General features: G+C 63.7%; 22 protein-coding genes and 1 pseudogene. 4 read left to right on the top strand and 19 right to left on the bottom strand.

Going from position 1 to position 17,444, the window contains the following annotated elements:
- A partial coding sequence (locus AZG88_RS02530; RefSeq protein WP_197487770.1) for a UPF0182 family protein occupies positions 1–537 on the bottom strand: 537 nt, incomplete at its 3' end.
- A gap of 263 nt (positions 538–800) precedes the next feature.
- On the opposite strand from AZG88_RS02530, the gene AZG88_RS53295 reads away from it, so the two are divergent.
- A complete protein-coding gene (locus tag AZG88_RS53295) occupies positions 801–1,154 on the top strand; it encodes a hypothetical protein (protein ID WP_231913795.1) in 354 nt (117 codons plus the stop codon).
- A 50-nt stretch (positions 1,155–1,204) separates the two neighbouring features.
- Here AZG88_RS53295 and AZG88_RS02520 read toward each other — a convergent pair whose 3' ends face one another.
- A complete protein-coding gene (locus tag AZG88_RS02520; protein WP_009472328.1) occupies positions 1,205–1,465 on the bottom strand; it encodes a Txe/YoeB family addiction module toxin in 261 nt (86 codons plus the stop codon).
- The gene (locus tag AZG88_RS02515; RefSeq protein ID WP_061696961.1) at positions 1,462–1,713 is read right to left on the bottom strand and encodes a type II toxin-antitoxin system Phd/YefM family antitoxin; all 252 of its coding nucleotides are present in this window, start codon (positions 1,711–1,713) and stop codon (positions 1,462–1,464) included. Before AZG88_RS02515 ends, AZG88_RS02520 begins: the two co-directional genes overlap by 4 nt.
- On the opposite strand from AZG88_RS02515, the gene AZG88_RS49485 reads away from it, so the two are divergent.
- A complete protein-coding gene (locus tag AZG88_RS49485) occupies positions 1,703–1,936 on the top strand; it encodes an excalibur calcium-binding domain-containing protein (RefSeq protein WP_331712222.1) in 234 nt (77 codons plus the stop codon). The two genes, AZG88_RS02515 and AZG88_RS49485, sit on opposite strands and share 11 nt — an antisense overlap.
- Before the next feature lie 46 nt (positions 1,937–1,982).
- Here AZG88_RS49485 and AZG88_RS02510 read toward each other — a convergent pair whose 3' ends face one another.
- The 13 genes and pseudogenes from AZG88_RS02510 to AZG88_RS02455 form a co-directional block, all read right to left on the bottom strand.
- Positions 1,983–2,423 carry a hypothetical protein gene (locus AZG88_RS02510; RefSeq protein WP_061696960.1) on the bottom strand — a complete coding sequence of 147 codons (441 nt, stop codon included), beginning with the start codon at positions 2,421–2,423 and terminating at the stop codon, positions 1,983–1,985.
- A gap of 257 nt (positions 2,424–2,680) precedes the next feature.
- Entirely contained in the window at positions 2,681–2,812 is a 132-nt protein-coding gene (locus AZG88_RS54920) for a hypothetical protein (protein ID WP_269455023.1), read from the bottom strand.
- A 258-nt stretch (positions 2,813–3,070) separates the two neighbouring features.
- A complete protein-coding gene (locus AZG88_RS02505) occupies positions 3,071–3,403 on the bottom strand; it encodes a rhodanese-like domain-containing protein (RefSeq protein WP_061696959.1) in 333 nt (110 codons plus the stop codon).
- Positions 3,400–3,666 (bottom strand): hypothetical protein, encoded by a 267-nt coding sequence (locus AZG88_RS02500; RefSeq protein WP_061696958.1) that lies wholly within the window; start codon positions 3,664–3,666, stop codon positions 3,400–3,402. The genes AZG88_RS02505 and AZG88_RS02500 overlap by 4 nt, the downstream gene beginning before the upstream one ends.
- On the bottom strand, positions 3,663–4,118 hold the full coding sequence (locus AZG88_RS02495) for a hypothetical protein (protein ID WP_061696957.1): 456 nt from the start codon (positions 4,116–4,118) through the stop codon (positions 3,663–3,665). The genes AZG88_RS02500 and AZG88_RS02495 overlap by 4 nt, the downstream gene beginning before the upstream one ends.
- A 36-nt stretch (positions 4,119–4,154) precedes the next feature.
- Positions 4,155–4,574 carry a MarR family winged helix-turn-helix transcriptional regulator gene (locus AZG88_RS02490; protein ID WP_061696956.1) on the bottom strand — a complete coding sequence of 140 codons (420 nt, stop codon included), beginning with the start codon at positions 4,572–4,574 and terminating at the stop codon, positions 4,155–4,157.
- A 538-nt stretch (positions 4,575–5,112) separates the two neighbouring features.
- On the bottom strand, positions 5,113–5,568 hold the full coding sequence (locus AZG88_RS02485) for a MaoC family dehydratase (RefSeq protein WP_061696955.1): 456 nt from the start codon (positions 5,566–5,568) through the stop codon (positions 5,113–5,115).
- Complete coding sequence (gene fabG / locus AZG88_RS02480) at positions 5,565–6,338, bottom strand: 3-oxoacyl-ACP reductase FabG (RefSeq protein WP_061696954.1); 774 nt, start codon at positions 6,336–6,338, stop codon at positions 5,565–5,567. Before fabG ends, AZG88_RS02485 begins: the two co-directional genes overlap by 4 nt.
- Positions 6,339–6,470: 132 nt before the next feature.
- Positions 6,471–6,663, bottom strand: a pseudogene (locus AZG88_RS53285) (acetyl-CoA C-acyltransferase); the annotation flags it as partial.
- 54 nt (positions 6,664–6,717) lie between these two features.
- Complete coding sequence (locus AZG88_RS02470; protein ID WP_061696952.1) at positions 6,718–7,554, bottom strand: SDR family oxidoreductase; 837 nt, start codon at positions 7,552–7,554, stop codon at positions 6,718–6,720.
- 117 nt (positions 7,555–7,671) lie between these two features.
- The gene (locus AZG88_RS02465) at positions 7,672–8,619 is read right to left on the bottom strand and encodes a helix-turn-helix transcriptional regulator (RefSeq protein ID WP_061696963.1); all 948 of its coding nucleotides are present in this window, start codon (positions 8,617–8,619) and stop codon (positions 7,672–7,674) included.
- 92 nt (positions 8,620–8,711) lie between these two features.
- Positions 8,712–10,232: a long-chain-fatty-acid--CoA ligase gene (locus AZG88_RS02460; RefSeq protein ID WP_005571152.1), complete on the bottom strand. Its 1,521-nt coding sequence runs from the start codon at positions 10,230–10,232 to the stop codon at positions 8,712–8,714.
- Between the two features lie 52 nt (positions 10,233–10,284).
- Positions 10,285–11,301, bottom strand: a complete 1,017-nt coding sequence (locus tag AZG88_RS02455; RefSeq protein WP_231913793.1) for a polysaccharide deacetylase family protein — start codon at positions 11,299–11,301, stop codon at positions 10,285–10,287.
- A gap of 187 nt (positions 11,302–11,488) precedes the next feature.
- Here AZG88_RS02455 and AZG88_RS02450 point away from each other — a divergent pair, with 187 nt between their 5' ends.
- Positions 11,489–12,499 carry an NADP-dependent oxidoreductase gene (locus AZG88_RS02450; RefSeq protein ID WP_061696951.1) on the top strand — a complete coding sequence of 337 codons (1,011 nt, stop codon included), beginning with the start codon at positions 11,489–11,491 and terminating at the stop codon, positions 12,497–12,499.
- Between the two features lie 545 nt (positions 12,500–13,044).
- Here the strand turns inward: AZG88_RS02450 and AZG88_RS02440 are convergent.
- From AZG88_RS02440 to AZG88_RS02430, 3 genes are all read right to left on the bottom strand, one after another.
- Positions 13,045–13,770, bottom strand: a complete 726-nt coding sequence (locus AZG88_RS02440; RefSeq protein ID WP_331712221.1) for an NADPH-dependent F420 reductase — start codon at positions 13,768–13,770, stop codon at positions 13,045–13,047.
- Between the two features lie 247 nt (positions 13,771–14,017).
- Positions 14,018–14,452: an RES family NAD+ phosphorylase gene (locus tag AZG88_RS02435; protein ID WP_082833213.1), complete on the bottom strand. Its 435-nt coding sequence runs from the start codon at positions 14,450–14,452 to the stop codon at positions 14,018–14,020.
- A 263-nt stretch (positions 14,453–14,715) separates the two neighbouring features.
- The gene (locus AZG88_RS02430) at positions 14,716–15,111 is read right to left on the bottom strand and encodes a response regulator transcription factor (RefSeq protein WP_320443236.1); all 396 of its coding nucleotides are present in this window, start codon (positions 15,109–15,111) and stop codon (positions 14,716–14,718) included.
- A 597-nt stretch (positions 15,112–15,708) separates the two neighbouring features.
- Between AZG88_RS02430 and AZG88_RS02425 the strand changes: the two genes are divergently transcribed.
- Positions 15,709–16,902, top strand: a complete 1,194-nt coding sequence (locus tag AZG88_RS02425) for a restriction endonuclease (RefSeq protein WP_061696947.1) — start codon at positions 15,709–15,711, stop codon at positions 16,900–16,902.
- Positions 16,903–17,444: the final 542 nt, after the last annotated feature.

Genomic DNA, 17,444 nt, shown 5'->3' with positions numbered 1-17,444 from the left:
CACCGCGATGAACAGCCACGCCAGGATCAGCCGGTAGAACGGCAGATCGAAGACGTAGAAGCCGATGTCGTACCCGAACTCTGCGTCCACGGTGCCAAACGCGCCGCCGTGCAAGAACAGTTGCACCGTCTCCCAACTCGCCTGCGCGTGCAGCCCGAACGGCAGCGCCAGCAGCAATGCGATCCCCACCGTGAACGACCGCGGACGGCGCGACACCACCTCCCGGTACCGCTCGACCGGATCCTTCGCCGTGCTCGCGCCCGAGGCCGCGAACAGTGGGCGGGACCGGTACGCCCACACCACGGCCGCGAAGATCACCGCACCCACCAGCAGCGTCACCGCCGTGAACAGGATCAGGCGGGTGACCAGGACCGTCCCCCACACGCGACGGTAACCAACCTCACCGAACCACAGCCAATCGGTATACCCCACGACCAGACGCGGCCCGATCACCAGCAACGCAATGAGCGCCATCGTCACCATGATCATGACCCGGGCCCGCCGCGGCAGCGCCCGCATCCGGTCGGACGGTTGCATGGCCACCTCCCACGGGTCGGCTCACGAGCAGCCCCGCCGCGGACCACCTCGCCCGATCCAGCGAAGGCGTTCGTATCACACCATTCTATTTCTATGCGGCGCCGGGCTCATCCTGGCCGGCGAGCACTCGGCATCGGATTGGGCGAAGTGGACCCGCGAGTGGAGCGTCGCCGGGTTCGAGGGCGTGGCTCGTCGCCGGTTCCTCCTCGGCCGGTGGCACATTGCTCCTCCGGGGCGTCGCGGTGACCGTGATCGGCAGAATCGTGGAAACGACCGTCAAGGGCACCCTGCCCCTCGCCGGCCGAAACACGCCGTCCATGCGCATCAGCTGGCTGCAGCGAGAGCGTCGGTACGGGGAGGCCGTTTCGTCGGCTGAGGTGATGGCCCGTGCAGCGATTCGCGTGGTGCAGGATTCCCCGAAGGTCGTCGAAGCCGATCGTCAGCAGACGCTGCCGATCGGTTCTACCGGTCAGCAGGCCGCGGTCGGTCAGGGCGTCCAGCCCAGCCACCAAGACGTCCCCCAACTCGGCGGGTCGGCCACACCTCAACCACCAATCCTGCCTACTGCGAGCCCTCCCGACACGCGGACAGTCGGAGCGCCATGCCCAGCGGACTAGAACCATTCCGCAGTCGTTGTCGACAAGCCCAGCCGCCGTGGTGAGCGCGATCAGTGTCCGTAGCGGTAACGGCAGGCAGCAATGCGGATCTGATCATCGACAATTTTATAAACCAGCCGGTGCTCATCGGTGATACGCCGGGACCAGTAGCCCTGAAAACCGTGCTTGAGGGGCTCGGGCTTGCCGATTCCGTCGTTCCCGTTGCGTTCGACATCCTTGAGTAGTGTGTCGATCCGCTTGACGATCTTCCGATCCTGCGCCTGCCACCAGACGTAGTCCTCCCACGCAGACTCGTCCCAGACAAGTTTCATTCAGCCAGATCCCGGACAGTTCCCCCGCCGGACTCCAACCGATCGATCGACCCCAACAGCCGGCGGGCGTTCTCCGGACTCCTGAGCAAGTATGCCGTTTCCTTCAACGACTCATAGTCGTCGAGCGAAACCATCACCACCGGCTCGTGACCCGCCCGCGTGATGACGATTTCTTCCCGGTCATCGACGACGGCGTTGAGGACCTCGGCGTACCGCGCGCGAGACTCCGAGTAGGTCATGGTTCGCATGAGCACACCTCCAGTTACTACGTACAAAAAATTGTACGCAACCCGACATACTTCCGCAGTCCAAGGGGACGACCGGTGTTCGCCGACGACTTCGACGACACGGTTCAGCTTCGCGTCCTGCGCCGAGGCAAAAGCAGCCGGTGCGGCGCCGATCTACCAAGGCGAGCCCGGCTACTCGACGAAACTCGACCGGGACAAGGACGGTATCGCCTACGACAAGTGATGCGGCGTCAACATCGTCGACGTCGTGCCGTGTTCGACGGTGCGGGTCACAGGGGGCACAGGGTTTGCCGGGTCCGGTTCCAGAATGAAAACAGTTCGGGGCTGCCGGCGTCCGGGTGTTGCCGTTTCGCCTGCTCGATGAATTCGAGAACCGTCTTTCCGGTGGTGTGCGAGAGTGCGCAGGCGTCCAGACTCAGCTTCGCCGACGCCACGAACCCGATCCGCTCGGCGTACGGGCCCAGGACCCCGGAATCGACGAACGGAGCGAGGCCTGGCCCCCACCGGTTGAAGGCGGACTGCAACCCGAAATCACAGGGCTGCCCGAAGAGTTCACTGCACGTCGTCGGCCGGCCGTGGACCATGACCGCGGTTTCGGGCAGCGGGCGCGGCGGCTCGGGCGGGTGCGGTCGCGACGCGACCGCCCACACCACCAGCACCGCGGCGCCGACCACCAGGCACACCAGCACCGCCTTCAGGACCTGCTTCATCGCTCACTCACCTCGTCACACACCTTCATTGCACCACTCCTGCCCTGCGGCCGACCCGAAAAACCGGTGGACGGCAACGAGAAGGCCGGAACGCGAGCGCTGTCGTGGGTCATCGGCGGGGTATATGCGTAGATCCACCTCATAGAGGCCGCTACAACCCGTGCGCGGCCGGCCACCTCAGATGCGAGGCCCCGCCACCGGTCCGCACCGGCGGGGGTCAGTTCCGCTTCCGCGGCGCCCGTTCGAGACTGTTGAGCTCATCGAGAACCCGGTCTACGGCGGTGGTCGGGATCCGTAAGTCTGTGCCCCTCCGAGACCCGGAGGCGGTCGCGGACGTAGGCGAGCATGGCGAGCTCACGCTCGACGTCGGCTACGTTTCGCTCGCTCACGGTCTTAGCATCCCACCCCAGCGGAGTGCGAGTAGAACTATGCCTCCGCGTGGCGCCGAGAAGAACGCCGACAACGCGCGCGGACCACCACTCTGCCCTTGCGGGACATGGCGTCACTCCAGTCGACACCCATTGCATATCGAGCGAATGACACCAAGTATCGGGCGGGCGGCGCACACCCTTAGACGATCCGCCCAGGCCGGGTGCCAGCTCGACCAGTGTCGCAAGGGACGGGATCGCGGGGAGAGTGCCACCCTCTCACCGGGCGGTCAGTGACCCTCCCGCACCGCGCCAGTGGACGAGGCCACCGCTCATGTTCACCGCATCGAAGCCGTTCTCCACCAGCAGGTTCGCAGCCCCGGCCGAGCGAATTTCGCCGGTACAGAAGGTGATGAGCAGACGGTCGTCGGGGAACTCCAGGCAGCGGTCGAATAGTTCCTCGAGTGGCGCGTGCACGGCGCCGGGGATGTGTACCCGGTTCCACTCGAACTGGCGGCGGACATCGACAACGAGGGCACCGTGTTCGACGAGGCGGACCGCCTCCGCGGCGCTGATCGCCGGCGGTCGGCGCAGATAATGTCTGAGACTCATGCGCTGCGCGCCTCCTGCCGCAGGTTGACCATCGTGAGAGGGCCGCTGAGCACGGGCACGAGCGCACCAATGCGGGTCCAGGTCGTCAGGCCGCGACCGAGCAGTGCCGTGACGGCGACGGACAGGTAGAGCGCACCGTGGATCGGGCCGAGGACACCGGCGACCGCGGCGTCGTGCACGGTGCCGAGGTTGGCCAGCAACGCCAGGACGCTGACGGTCTCGAGTGCCGAGAGCACGGCCAGCGTCCGCAGCAACCCGGTCATACGTAGCTCGATCCGGGTCGCACGATCATCAGCACGACGACGACCACCCACAGCAGGTTGAACAGGCCGGTCACCATGCCGAGGCGCCGGAGTTGGGTTCCGTCGTCGGGTGTGGTGAGCGCCTGTTGTTGGAGCGGGGCGATTTGCAGGGCGAGCAGTCCACCGACGATCGCGGTGAGCACCATCGCGACCACGACCCAGACCTCGCTCGTGCGGCCTTGCACGGTGGCGAGGAGAAGGCCGACGACCGGGACCGCGATCGCCAGGACGCCGTAGATACGGGTGATCCGGTGCAGCACCCGGGCGGTGTTGATGTTCCGCTCGATCTGCTGCGCACCGCCCACTGTGGCGGTCACCGGCGCGTGCCGGGGGAACAGGCTGGTGGCCACCGCGACCGGGCCCACGAAGAGGATGCCCGCCACGACGTGGAGGGAGAGCAACAACGATTCCATGACCTTCAGCCTAACTGAAGGTTGGCGGGTGAGGTGTCAGTCAGTCGCCGACATCACCCGCACCATGTGCGCCCGCAGCGCCTCGGTCAGCTCGGGATGCTGCGCGGCGAACTCGTCATCGAGACGGGCCACTACCTCGGCCGCGCGAGCCAGCAGTGATTCGCCCTCCGCCGTGATCCGCAGGGTCGAGGCGGCCCCGGCGTGCGCGGTCGAGTCGTCGACCAACCCGGACTCGACGAACGCCGCGACCGCCGTGTGAGCGCTCTGCACGGTGATGCGGGAACGCCGAGCGAGCTCACTGAACGAGATGCCCGGCGTCCCGCGGATGTGCCCCAACAGCCCGTACTTGCGGGTAGTCAACCCGAGCGGCTTCAAACCGTCGGTGAATGCCGCCTCCCACACCCGGCTCACCGTGAGCAGCGTGACCGTAGGACTGAAAGGCGGAGGCTGCGACATGGGAGCAGGCTACCCACACCGCACCACCACAGCTCAATTTGTGGGCGAACCGTCGATTCCCCCTCAGAGTTCACGCCGAGCGAAGCGGACAACCGCCACCGCACGGCGCCGAAGATCATCGTCCCGCAGGCTCATAGCCTCCCTGGCAGGATGGCCACACTTTGGAACAGGGCAATGTTGCGACTCACGCGACCGGCGTCGCTACCTGAGCATCACGGAAGGCTCGCTCGAGCTCGGCCGAAATCCGCCGCGGGACAACACCTCGTGACCCTCGCTGATCGCCCACTCACGAATCTCCTTCGGCGACGTCTTCACCGGAGCCTCACTCCCCACTTCCCTCGTCACCGAGACCCATTTTGACCCAGTTGTGCAGGGTCGCCTCGGAAATCCCGAAGTCTTTCGCGATCCCGAAGCCGTTCCCCGAAGAGTTTCCGCCGCGACGTGGTCGCCGCAAGCGGACCCGCTGAGCCAGTGCAGCCCCCTTCGATCACTTGTCATCGTGCAATCTATCCGGTGGGGATTTCGCAAAGTTGCGACGTTAATTCGGAAAGTAGATGCTGACAATCTCAGCAATACAAACCGGCTTGTCGGCATTCTCGCGTTCGATCGTGACGGCCGTGACAACCTGGACGCCCGAGGGAACGGTTTCAACGTCTGCTATTTCAACCCCAGCCCGAATCCGTGAACCGACGGGAACGGGTGCCGGGAATCGAACCTTGTTCGACCCGTAGTTGATTCCCATTCGGACGCCGTCGACAACGTAGACCTCCCATACAAGCATCGGGATCATCGAAGTCAGCAGATGTCCGTGGGCGATGGTGGCACCGAACGGTCCGTCAGCAGCCCGTGAGGGATCGACGTGAATCCACTGGTGGTCACCCGTCGCGTCAGCGAACGCGTCGATTTTCTCCTGTGTGAGGGTGTGCCATGACGAGTAGCCGATCGGGGTGTTCGCCACCGCGTGCAATTCATCGATTCCGTTGAGTGTCTTCATACTTTGGGCCCTCCGGCGACGTAGAGAACCTGCCCGGAGACGAATCCGGCTCCCTCACTGGCAAGGAATGAGATCGCGTGTGCGATGTCGTCGGGGACCCCAACTCGGGCGACGGGGATGTCGGCGGCCGCCCGCTTCTTGAGATCGTCGAATTTCATTCCCATTCGCGCTGCCGTCGCGGCTGTCATCTCGGTCTCGATGAAACCGGGAGCAACGGCGTTGGCGGTAACGCCGAATTTGCCGAGCTCGAGGGCCAGGGTTTTGGTGAAACCTTGCAGCCCGGCTTTGGCTGCGGCGTAGTTCGCTTGACCGCGGTTTCCGAGCGCCGACACGCTCGAGAGGTTGATGATCCGTCCGAAACCGGCCTGAGTCATGTGTCCCTGAACCTCTCTCGTCATCAGGAACGAGCCACGCAAGTGGACGTTCAGGACGGTATCCCAGTCGGTGGCCGACATTTTGAACAGAAGATTGTCGCGGGTGACGCCAGCGTTGTTGACCAGAACGACCGGCGCTCCGAGCTCCGTTGTGATCTTATCCACTGCTTTCTCGACACCAGTTCCGTTGGAGACGTCTGCGCCGACAGCAAGTGCAGTGCCTCCGGCCTGAGTGATCGTGTCGACCACGTACTGGGCGGCGGCCTCCTTGAGGTCGAGGACGGCGACAGCGTGGCCGTCTGCGGCGAGCCGCTGCGCGACGGCGGCGCCGATTCCCCGTGCAGCACCGGTGACGATTGCGGTACGGCGGTGTTCGGGATGAGGTGATGCGTTCACGAGATGGGGTACCTCTCAAGGATTGGATCGATGTAATTTCGGGTCAGGAGAGCGTTCGAGGATCAGTGCCATGCCCTGTCCTCCGCCTACGCACATGGTTTCGAGGCCGAACTGCTTGTCGTGCGTCTGCAGTGAGTTTGATGAGGGTTCGCCGACACCGAGCATGAGGTCGTCGATGGCGCTTGGATCGAGTGCGGGTAGATTCGCCAACGTGGCCGTGACCATCTGGACGGGGAGGTCATCGAGCCGAATGTCCTTCAATGGAGCCCTTGATGGCTCTTCCGATCGGCGAACGTGCAGGGGCGACGATGACAACTTCAGGCATGGTTGTTCCTCGAATCGGTGATTGCTGTACGTGGAAGAAGGTGGAGGCGAAGGTTCAGCCGGCGCAGCCGGAGATCCCGCCGTCGAGCGGAATGATGGTGCCGGTCAGGTAAGAGCCGGCACGGGAGGCCAGGAACCGGACCGTGCCGATCAGGTCGTCGGTTTGTCCGTAGCGGCCCAGCGGGACGCGCTCGAGGAGCTCTGCCTCGACCTCTGGATCCGCCGCGACGTGTCCGAGCATGTCCGTCAAGACCGGTCCGGGGGCGATCGCGTTGACGGTGATGCCGTCGGAAGCCAGTTGCTTGGCTAAATGGCGGGTGACCATGTGCAGCCCGGCTTTGCTCGCACTGTAGGAGTAGTTCTCCCAGCTAGGTGTAGCCAAGGCATCCACGCTGCCGATGTTGATGACACGAGCGGGCCGGTCGGGGCGTGCCGCATTGCGAAGAAGCGGAAGCGTTCCCGTGATGAGGTAGAACGGAGCGACAAGGTTGGTGTTGAGCACCTTCGTCCAACCGATGAGGGGAAACTCTTCAAGTGGCGCACCCCAGGTGGCCCCGGCATTGTTCACCAGGACGTCGATGCTTGTCAGGTGCTCGCCGAGCCAGTCGACCAGACCGGTCACCCCTTCGGCCGACGACAGGTCACTGGCGACGGGGGTGCAGCGTCCTGCCGTTCCCGCAGCGTCTGCCTCGGCATTGATGGCTTCGGCCGTCGCGCGGCACTGTTCTTCCTTTCGGCTGGTGATGACAACGTGGGCACCACCCAGTACCAGGCCGCGGGCGATCGTGGCGCCGATCCCTCGTGAGCCACCGGTTACGACGGCGGTCCGCCCGGCGACAGAGAAGAGGGTGTCGGGCGCCGGTCGCACTTCTAAGGTGGTTGCACTATTCATGCCATCTACGCTAGGTCCACATTGGCGTTATCTCTTGGGGGGCAGCGCACTTCGCTTGCATCGCGCGCAGCAGACACGCGCAGACCCGGTCGTCGAGCGGGCCCGCGGGCCGCTGATTCAGTCGTTTGCGGATGCCGCAGAACGTGTGTCGGAAGGGCGCTCACCGAAGGCCCGCCGGTACGCATTACTGAAGGTGCTGAGGTCGCCGAATCCTGAGGAGTATGCCACCTGAGTCACGCTCTGGTGGCTCCAGCCACGGTCCTGCAGACGCAACCGCGCCAACGCCAGACGCTCCTCTCGGATGAGATCCGACGGTGTTGTCCCAATCCGCTGCAACTGGGCCTGAACGTGCCGGAGCGACCAGCCGAGGCGCGCCGCTGCCACGGCTCCTGTGAGGTTCGGGTCGTGCGCATTCTCTCGAACAAAGCGCCGGATGGCGGTGACCAACCCTTCCTGAACATCGACGGAGGGGGTGGCCGTGTCTGCGTTGTAGGCGAGCGCCACGAGATCGACGATTCGGTCGGCTATCGCATCGAACTGACTCCCGGTGAGCTCGTGCCGCTCCCTGCGCAGACTACTGACCACGTCGACAACGATGCGTCCCAGTCCAGATGTCGCATCGAGGACGGTGCCAGCTTGCGGCAATGTCGGCACCCGCGCCTCGATCCGGTCACGTGGAATCACGAATGCAACAGAAGAGAAGCCATCACCATGGCGCAGAACAGTCGCGGTGTCCAGCGATGTGAGAGCCATGACCGCCGGTGTGATCGTGGCTTCACGACGATCCTGCTCGAGGATCACTTCGCCCCGGACCGGTAGGAGCAGTTCGTAGGCGCCATGTGGATGTCGACGGATGTCCGCTGCCGTGCGGGAGAGGACCTCCGCTTCGCCCCACCAACGAACTAGCTGGTACGTGTCCGAATGTTGATGCTGAAGGGTTCCCTGGTAGCCGTCCGCAAGGGAGAAGGCCATCGGACAGTGGATCGACGAGACCTGATCGCGCCACCAATCACCGCGCTCGCGCTGGTCGTGCTCGTTGCTGCGCAACGTATCGACGGAATACAACGTCAGAGCACCTTCTCCCACCGCTATGCCGAAACTGCGACTCGTGCCACCGTCGACGCTAGCGCGCGCCGGCGCCCACGCCAACGGCGTGATCATCGCAGAGCCCGCTTGAGTAGCTTTCCTGTCGCGTTCATCGGCAAGGTATCCCTGAACTCCACCAGGCGCGGGTACTTGTAAGCCGCCAACCGTTCCCGTGACCAGCCGATCAGGTCTTCCTCCTTCAACTCCGATCCGGGCTCGCGGATGACGAAGGCTTTCACTTCCTCACCGATTCGCTCATCGGGGATTCCGACGACGGCCACGAGGCTGACCTCTGGATGGCCGATGATCACCTCCTCGAGCTCGCGCGGATAGACGTTGAAGCCTCCCCGCACGATCAAGTCCTTGGCGCGATCGACGATGGAGTAGTAGCCGTCCTCGTCTCGCGTTGCGATATCGCCCGTGCGGAACCAGCCGTCGCGGATCACTTCCTTTGTCGCCTCGGGCCGCCCCAGGTATCCCTTCATCACGTTGTATCCACGTACGGCGAGTTCTCCTGGTTCACCGGCGGGGACCTCGTTCCAGTGATCGTCGATGAGCTTCACCTCTACTCCCCAGATCGGTTTGCCGATCGATCCCGACCGGTTTGGTTGGTCGAGCGGGTTGAACGTGACGGTGGGACTGGTTTCGGAGAGTCCGTAGCCTTCCCGGATCCCGACACCGAAGACATCCCGGAACCGCTCCAGCACATCGACGGGCATGGCAGCTGCGCCGGAAAGCGCGATTCGCAGGAGACCGGCGAGGTCAACGTCTATTCCGTCAGCGGCCTTGTTGAGCAGAGCCCAGTACATCGTCGGGACACCGGCGAAGACTGTCACCCGGTGCTGCGTGATCAACGCCAGGGCCTCGGCTGCGTCGAATCGTGGCAGCAGGACCAGGGTGGCCCCCATTGCGAAGCCGGCGTTCAGCTGTACGGTCTGTGCGAACGAGTGGAAGAGCGGAAGAGTGACCAGGTGTACGTCGTCGGCTCGGGCGTCGAGCAGTTGGTTATGCCCGATGGCGTTGAGGACCATGTTGGCGTGGGTGAGCTCCGCCCCCTTCGGCTTGCCGGTCGTCCCGCTCGTGTACAGGACCACCGCTGTGTCCGTTGCCTCGGTCACCTGCAGGACCTCTTCCGCGGGGTGTTCGGCCAATGCGTCAGCCAGGGTAGTTCCCACGCCTGGCTCATCGAGCACTGCGGAGCCAAGGGTGACCAGATGCTCACAGGACTCGACGTCCTGGAATCCGCGCCACGCCTCGTCGTCGAGCCCCAGCACGGTACAGAAGTACACCGTCGCGCCCGAGTCACGGAGGTGGTAGGCAACCTCCTCCCGCTTGAGCATCGTGTTGAGCGGCACGACGGCTCCACCGGCCTTGAGGATGCCGAAGTAGACAATCGGAAACTCGACAACATTCGCGATCGTCAGGGCAACGCGGTCGCCTGGGCGCAACCCCCGTGAGAGAAGAAAACGGGCAACACTGTTCGCAGCCGCATCGATCTCACCGAAGGTGAGGGTTCGGTCACCTTCGATGACAGCGGTTCTGCCGGGAGTGCGTCGAGCAGTGTCGGCAAGCATGGTGGCCAGGTTGAGCATGATCCTGCTTTCAGATAATGACGGTGTGACGTTGTGAATGTGGATTGCCGACTCAGGACCAATCCCAGTCGTACTCAGCTCCCACCCGCTTCGCCAACGGCTTGAACATGCGCTCTTCGTAAGTCGCCATCGTGTCGAGGCCGGGAATGGGCGCGAGGTTCAGGATCTCGGCAAGCCGCTCGACGTCGAGTTCAGGTTTCGGCAAGCCCGCAGCAAGCGCGAACCTCTGAAGCTGGTTGGTGAAGCTCTCATTACACGGCGGCTTCCCGAAGTTCACCGGATGCTTCATCGCCTCATCGAGGGCTACGAACTCCACGCCACGCTCGAGGAATGCCTCGAGGATCGGAGCGAGGGTGTCACGAGAGATCGTGGTGCCGTGTACGAGCCAGATGAGAGGCGCGTCGGCACCGAACAGGGTATGCGCGGTGTCCGCGTGCTGGTAGAGCATGTCAACAGCGGTCGACACGTGCAGGTCGCGTACCTGCTTCTGCACGTCCTTGTCGCCTAGGGTCATCGCGCGGAAGTACGGCATGATGAACGCGAAATCACTGAACCAACTGGTGATCGGGGCAGTGCGGTAGCCGAGATCAGCGAGGTAGTTCTCGACTTCCCCTCGACGTCGTTCGGATCCTGACGACATGTCCATGGGGTACCGGAAGTACTTCGACGGTGCGGCGTCGATCAGATGACCGATGTACTTCTCGGCCGTCTCAAAATCGCGTCGGAATGCCGCCTCGGGCATCCAGCGCAGCGGCGCATGCTGGTGAGTGTGGTTACCCAGGTGATGGCCTGCTTCGGCCCACGCCTCGAAGGCCTCGATTTGCTCTGGCTCGTTCTCGAGCCGGTATGTGTGAGAGAAGCCGTAGGTCCCCTTGAGTCCGTAGTCGTTCAACGTTTTCGCCACAGACCGCGTGATGTCGGTGGGAGTCGTGTCGTCCGGCATGGGAACGCCGTCCCACAGGACGAAGTCATCGATCGTGACCGCAATCTTAAGAGGTCGGTCGGCGCGTGTGTCATTCATTGCGTTGACTCCAGATCTACCAGGAGGGCTTTTCGGCACGAAGCCCATTTGTCACCGACCCTATGAAGTGATGGACATCACGTCTTGGCTGTTTGCGCGCACCTGCTTTCCTCAGGCGCATCGCATTCGGCATCGAGATGCGCGCTGTGCGCGCTCTTCGACTCCCGTGCGCATAGGGCCAAGTTTCGCCTTGTCATGACTTCTACCGTCGTTGGTGACGAAGGAGTAGCACACCGTGAATTCATCACAACAGATCGTCCTCGCGCAGCGCCCCCACGGGCACGTGAGCTTGGAGGACTTCCGCGTGGAGGACGTCGCCCTGCCCGAACTCAAGGCTGGCGACGTCGCACTCGAGACCCTCTTCATCTCGATCGATCCGGCCATCAGGGGCTGGCTCGACGACCGACCGAGTTATCTTCCGCCAGTCGCAATCGGAGAGCCAGTTCGCGCTTTCGGACTGGCCCGCGTGACCGCCTCACGCAACAGCAACTTCACCGCGGGCGACATCGTTCGTGGCTTCGTCGGCTGGCAACGGCACCAGATCGTCAGCTCGCCCGGTACCGACTGGGACCGGATCGCATCACGCGAGGTCGTTCCCTTGGAGCACTACCTTGGCGTCCTCGGGATGACGGGCCTGACCGCGTGGGCCGGAGTGTGCGACATCTTGCGGCCGGAACCAGGGCACACCGTTCTGATCTCCGGCGCCTCTGGCGCAGTCGGAAGCGTGGCAGCCCAGCTCGCGAAGCAGGCGGGCGCACAGGTTGTCGGCATCGCAGGAGGCGCCGAGAAGTGCTCGATGGTGGCTCGACTGGGCGCCGACGCCGTCGTCGATCGCAAGGCCCCTGATTGGCAGGACCAGCTCGAGGCGGCAACACCGGACGGCATCGACCGCCTCTTCGAGAACTCGGGGGGCCCGATGTTCGAGGCGTCGATCGCCCGGCTGAACAACCACGCACACATCGCGTTGTGTGGCCTGATCGACGGCTACAACTTGACCGAACGACCATCCGGCCCAAGAAATTTCGGACAGCTTCTCACCAAGCGTATCCTCACACAGGGATTCGTCGTGCTCGACTACATGGACCGTGCGGCAGAGGTTGAAGCCACGCTCGCCGAACTCCTCAGTTCCGGACAGTTGGAGGCCGTGCAATCGGTATTGCCCGGATTCGAGCAGCTGCCGGCTGCCTTCGTGGACTCGTTCTCCCACGGCCAACCAGGCAAGCTCATCATCGATCTGACTGCGTAGCCCGCCTCTGAAGCCACCTCAGTCGGAGGTTCGTATCCCGTCACCGCGCGGCCGGGATACAGCCTCCGACGCATGCAAGGGGTATCCGGCCGATTTTTGCCTGGGAGCTGGTGGAGTCCCTGGGAGCTGTATGCATTAAGGGCAGTCGAGTGCGCCAGACCTTGTATTTGAACGCGCTGCGGAGGGCGACGGCACCGGAAGTGGCGTTCAGCGATTGTGCATGTCCAACAAGTTGTGCGTCAACGAGCCAAATCAGGACATCGCGGCTAGCGCGGGTCGCGATGTGGTGTTGTGCAGGCAGGCCACCCCGGGAGCCAGCGGGACCGAATCGTCGACCAGGTCCCGATCCGGGTCCGCCACCCGCAACAACCACCGAAATGAGTACCGCCCGCACGCTGCCCAGCGGCTGGCCGTACACCGGACCAGGCGCCCGCGCCCCGCAGCCGCGATACCGATGCCGTCCTGGGCGCGCGCGTCGCACCAGGACCAACCCACCGGCCGGGCGGCGTCTTCCTTATTGGGAACCGCCGCTCGACACCGAGCGCTCACTGCGCCACAGCACGCCACTCGTCTGTGCGCTCAGGCGTTGCCTGCGCCAGTGCCTTCAACGTCGCCTCCCGATCAAAATCCTTGCCGTAGACCGGGGTTCCCGGCTGCTGACGCCAGGAATCTTCGACGGTGCCCGCATCGACAGGGTCAAAGCCGAGTGCGTCGTCGCCGGCGACGGGGATCGCGATCCGTCCGCTCGACCCTTCCGGTAGGCCCTTCTCGAGAAGGTGCTTCCACCAGATTCCGTTGAATGCCTTGAACACCGGCACGCCGAGGTGTTCTTGCACCCATTCACTTTCTACCTGACCGTCTTCGATGGCGGCGATCAATCCGTCTCGCTGCAGCGGGTAGTAGTTGTTGGTCTCGATCACCGGAGCACCATTGGCTGCGCCTGCGAGGATGTCGGCGGGAAGGTCCACGACGTTCTTCTGCGGGATGCTCACGATCACCAGGTCTGCACCCTCGGCGGCTTCGGTGTTCAGTACCGCCTTTGCGCCGGTCTCCGCCTCGAGGTCTGCGAGGGTGTCGGGTGTCCGAGAGTTCGACACGCGCACATCGTGACCGAGCGCAGTCAGCCTGCGTGTCAGCGTGCCACCGATCTGACCAGCTCCGATGATTCCGATGCGCATATCTCTTGTGCTCCTTCGTCGAGTGCCGCGACACTTCGCGACTGCTGTATGCGTCAACAACGGAGACCGTCGGATAGTTCCGCGTGGGCGCATTCCGCTCGACCTGATTCAAATACTTGATAGTTCGGCTCAGACGGCCGACGGTCCGCTTTCTCGGTCCTTCGTGGGTGAGTGGATTACCCCGATTGCGGCACGGATCGTGCTGTACGTCGTGAGCTGCTCTTGGAACTCGCGTTGTGGCGGTGTGAGCTCTACTCGCCGCGCCACGTGCGGGAGCATCGCGGACCCCGGCGCCGGACGCCGTGTGCCCAGCCGGTTCGCCCACGCGTGTGTCGCAGCGTCAGGTGATGGTGTAGCCCAGCTGATAGGCCGCGCTGTCGATCGGCCCGGACAACCCGGGATGCGACAACGCCGGCAGCGCAGGAAACGCGTCGGCGGCGCGTTCGGTGATCGCGATGCAGACACCGCCGGCGAACCGGCCGCGGTAGGCGATCCCATCGAGATCGTCATGGGCCCGGTGAATGGTGCGGGCCCAGTGCTGGGTTCGGCCGTGCGCGGCGGAGTCGAGGGCGTGGTTGCCGCCGACCCGGGTCACCCACGCCCCCTCCCCGATGCCGGACACATCGAGCAGTCTCAGCTGGCGGGTGAATCGCAGCCCGGTCAGATACGGGTCGCCGCGGTGCCGGTCGATCACCCGGGCGCTCTGAAACGCCTCGGCCAACCCGCCGCGAGGACTGACGGCGCCGTACCAGATGCCGTAACCGGGACGCGCCACCGACCGTGGAGATCCGACTACGAGCCGTCCCCGAGGTGCGTGACGGCGCACGCATCGTCGACGTACCCGAACGGTTCGAGGTCTCCTGACAAACTGTCACGACAGGCGCAAACAGTACGAAGCCGGAGGTCTGGACGGACTGTCCAAGATCGCGCGCCGTCCCCATTCGTTCCCAAGACGCCCCTGTACCGCTCACCCCTGTTCGCGCTCCCGTCTCAACCGCAGCCTGCACGCCCACATCAAACTTGATTGAGCTCGAACGATCAGAGTTCTTCGCGTCGGGTCTGGTCAACGAACCAGGCCGCGATCTGTGCTCGTGAGGTGAATCCGAGCTTGGTCAGGATGTGTTCTACGTGGCCTTGGGCGGTACGGTCCGAGATGACGAGACTGGCGGCGATCGCCCTGTTGGTCAATCCCTTGGCTACAAGGTCGGCGACCTGCCATTCACGTTTGGTCAGGTTCGTCGCGGTACCAGCGGGCGGCGTCGTGCCCCTGGGCGGCTCGCTCAGGGCATAAACAATGGCACCTTGAATTCCGAGCGTCCGCCCTTCCCGGTGGGCGGCCTGAAAGGCGCGCTCACCGAGCGCATGGCGAATCCGGCGCTTGTTCTCTTCATGGTGGACGAGGAGGTGAGGGAACATCACCGTCGAGCTGCCCACGGTGTGCCCCAATTCCTCGGCGGCACCCATAAGGACCGCAGCACACGAACGGCTCCTCATCTACTGCGGCTTCGGTCACGACGACCGTGGTTTCCGCCGCTCCTGGTTCCTCCGCCGGTGGTGCACTGAATGTGTTGGTCGATGGCGCCGTAGTCGCGGTGGCCACGCTAGTGGCGACCGGGGAGCTGGCGTCGGCGCCTTCGGGCTGGAGGCGGTCTTGTCCAGCGCAGCCAGTGAGCGCCAGCAACAGCACAGCAGGAACGACGACAATCAAACTATTCACGAATGGCCCTTAGCGGTGGGAGCGCACGTCTGGCGCGCAATTATCCAGGTGGTCGGTGTAGAAACAAGAAGCGTTACCGACTTGTCGTCGACGGACCAATACCAGATAGGGTGCAAAGCATCTACGTGCCGCGGACTTGACGACTGGCGCACGCACATTAACTCCAGCGGTTAGCGGCCCGTGAGCAAGCCCCAGGCCTGTGCCGCGACTGTCATCGCCTCATGTAATGCGGGCTTCCGCCCAACAGCTGACTGTACCTACGACATGAGATGGTCCGCCCTGCCGTGTCGGTGCGTTCGGATACTGTTTCTCGCATGGTAAGCAAAGCGAACGAGGTGCCATTCGACTCCCTGGCGGCGGCCGATCTGCACGTCGACGCGATCTACCTATCCGGCACGAAGGGGACGTTGGCTGACGAACCGCTTCCTCGTTTGATGGGTGTGGGCAATCGAAGCGGTTTCCGAATTTCAGGTTCGCAGAAGAGTCCTGGCGGCGTTAAGTACGCCGTGCTCTTCACGACCGGCGCGGAGCCTGACTGGCCTGACTTCCTGGATCCACAGACCGGCGTGTTCACCTACTACGGCGACAACAGGAAACCCGGGTGCGAGCTTCACGAGACCAGCAACGGTGGAAACCGGTTACTTCGTAGTGTTTTCGAGGCTGCCCATGGTGGAATTGGAGACCGGGACCAGGTGCCGCCGTTCTTCCTGTTCGAAAAGGCGCTTCCTGGTCGGTCGGTTCGATTTCGTGGCCTACTCGCCCCCGGTGCCGAGACTCTCACGAGTGATGACGAGCTGGTCGCGATCTGGCGCAGTACTGGTGGACTGCGATTCCAAAACTACCGCGCACGATTCACAGTCCTGGACGCAGGCGTGATTCCCCGTACGTGGCTCGCCGCATTGAGGGATGGCGCCAGCGCAACATCGGCGCCCGATTGCCCGACTGGGTGGCGGGAATGGGTGGAGGGTCGGTCCTATCGAGCGCTCCTCGCGCCACCGACCCTGATCGTTCGCAGCAAGGCGGATCAACTACCCACCACGCCGACAGGTATGGCGATCCTTCGCACGATTCATGCTCACTTCGACGGCCGACCGAACGATTTCGAGGCATGCGCCGTAGCGATCTGGCAATTGATCGCGCCGTCGACCGGGCGCGTCGACGTAACGCGTCCAACCAGAGACGGCGGCCGTGATGCGGTGGGCCAGTACATGTTGGGACCGCCGTCCGATCCGATCGCGATCGACTTTGCGCTAGAAGCCAAGTGCTACGCAATCGACAGCCCGATCGGCGTCAAGGCGATGAGTCGCCTAATCTCCCGATTGCGGTATCGGCACTTCGGCGTGTTCGTGACGCTGTCATACTTCCACAGTCAGGTCTACACGGAGGTACGAACTGACGAGCACCCGGTGGCGATGATCTCTGGCGGAGACGTTGTGTCGGCACTTCGGGACAAAGGCTACGCAGACGCGGAGTCGGTGAAGGCGTGGCTAAACACATTTACTGAATAACTATCAGAGACACCGATAGTCGACGACTAGCCAAGGTCGTATGATGATCGCGGCGACCCCCTCGTTATCGCCGCGCTCGCTTGACTAGCGCATCGCCTCTCCCTCATTGCACTGTCACGCTTCCTAGTTCTGCGCCAATCCGCTCCTGATCGCCTAGAAAGCGGGCCACGCCCGCTCGGGAATGCCCCCGAACTCAGGGGTGCCATGGCATCCCCCGCAGATAAGAGCCCCGACATGTAGCGCACCGACCGGGTGCGTCACTTGCGTCACATATCCGCCAGGGCCGAATCGATGTAGCCGCGGGGTGCAGGACTCCCTCAAACTTCATCGACAGTCGCCCTGGTAGGCAACCCGCGAGCTCCAACCGCTGCCTCTAGTCAACACTGATCCGGTGACTGGACACCATCTTGGACAGTCTGCGTCACAGCATTCGGTTCATGCTCGGAGACCATCAGTGGGCCTCCCATTCCCCGGGGCGATTAGCGCTACGCGATCGGCCTGCGGATCACACTCTCCTCGCGGGTTGTGAAAGCATGAACGGA

Origin of the sequence: Rhodococcus sp. LB1, assembly GCF_001583455.1 — a bacterium.
Lineage (GTDB): Bacteria > Actinomycetota > Actinomycetes > Mycobacteriales > Mycobacteriaceae > Rhodococcus_F > Rhodococcus_F opacus.
This window is presented reverse-complemented; position numbering and strand designations above follow the sequence as displayed.

Excerpts from the sequence above, each read along its gene's own strand:
- AZG88_RS49485 (WP_331712222.1), top strand. The coding sequence starts at position 1,703 with ATGGTTCGCATGAGCACACCTCCAGTTACTACGTACAAAAAATTGTAC.
- AZG88_RS02470 (WP_061696952.1), bottom strand. The coding sequence starts at position 7,554 with ATGAATAGTGCAACCACCTTAGAAGTGCGACCGGCGCCCGACACCCTC.
- AZG88_RS02485 (WP_061696955.1), bottom strand. The coding sequence starts at position 5,568 with ATGAAGACACTCAACGGAATCGATGAATTGCACGCGGTGGCGAACACC.
- AZG88_RS02490 (WP_061696956.1), bottom strand. The coding sequence starts at position 4,574 with ATGTCGCAGCCTCCGCCTTTCAGTCCTACGGTCACGCTGCTCACGGTG.
- AZG88_RS02505 (WP_061696959.1), bottom strand. The coding sequence starts at position 3,403 with ATGAGTCTCAGACATTATCTGCGCCGACCGCCGGCGATCAGCGCCGCG.
- AZG88_RS02510 (WP_061696960.1), bottom strand. The coding sequence starts at position 2,423 with ATGAAGCAGGTCCTGAAGGCGGTGCTGGTGTGCCTGGTGGTCGGCGCC.
- AZG88_RS02515 (WP_061696961.1), bottom strand. The coding sequence starts at position 1,713 with ATGCGAACCATGACCTACTCGGAGTCTCGCGCGCGGTACGCCGAGGTC.
- AZG88_RS02440 (WP_331712221.1), bottom strand. The coding sequence starts at position 13,770 with ATGCGCCCACGCGGAACTATCCGACGGTCTCCGTTGTTGACGCATACA.
- AZG88_RS02455 (WP_231913793.1), bottom strand. The coding sequence starts at position 11,301 with ATGGGCTTCGTGCCGAAAAGCCCTCCTGGTAGATCTGGAGTCAACGCA.
- AZG88_RS02500 (WP_061696958.1), bottom strand. The coding sequence starts at position 3,666 with ATGACCGGGTTGCTGCGGACGCTGGCCGTGCTCTCGGCACTCGAGACC.
- AZG88_RS02425 (WP_061696947.1), top strand. The coding sequence starts at position 15,709 with ATGGTAAGCAAAGCGAACGAGGTGCCATTCGACTCCCTGGCGGCGGCC.
- AZG88_RS02520 (WP_009472328.1), bottom strand. The coding sequence starts at position 1,465 with ATGAAACTTGTCTGGGACGAGTCTGCGTGGGAGGACTACGTCTGGTGG.
- AZG88_RS02460 (WP_005571152.1), bottom strand. The coding sequence starts at position 10,232 with ATGCTCAACCTGGCCACCATGCTTGCCGACACTGCTCGACGCACTCCC.
- AZG88_RS02495 (WP_061696957.1), bottom strand. The coding sequence starts at position 4,118 with ATGGAATCGTTGTTGCTCTCCCTCCACGTCGTGGCGGGCATCCTCTTC.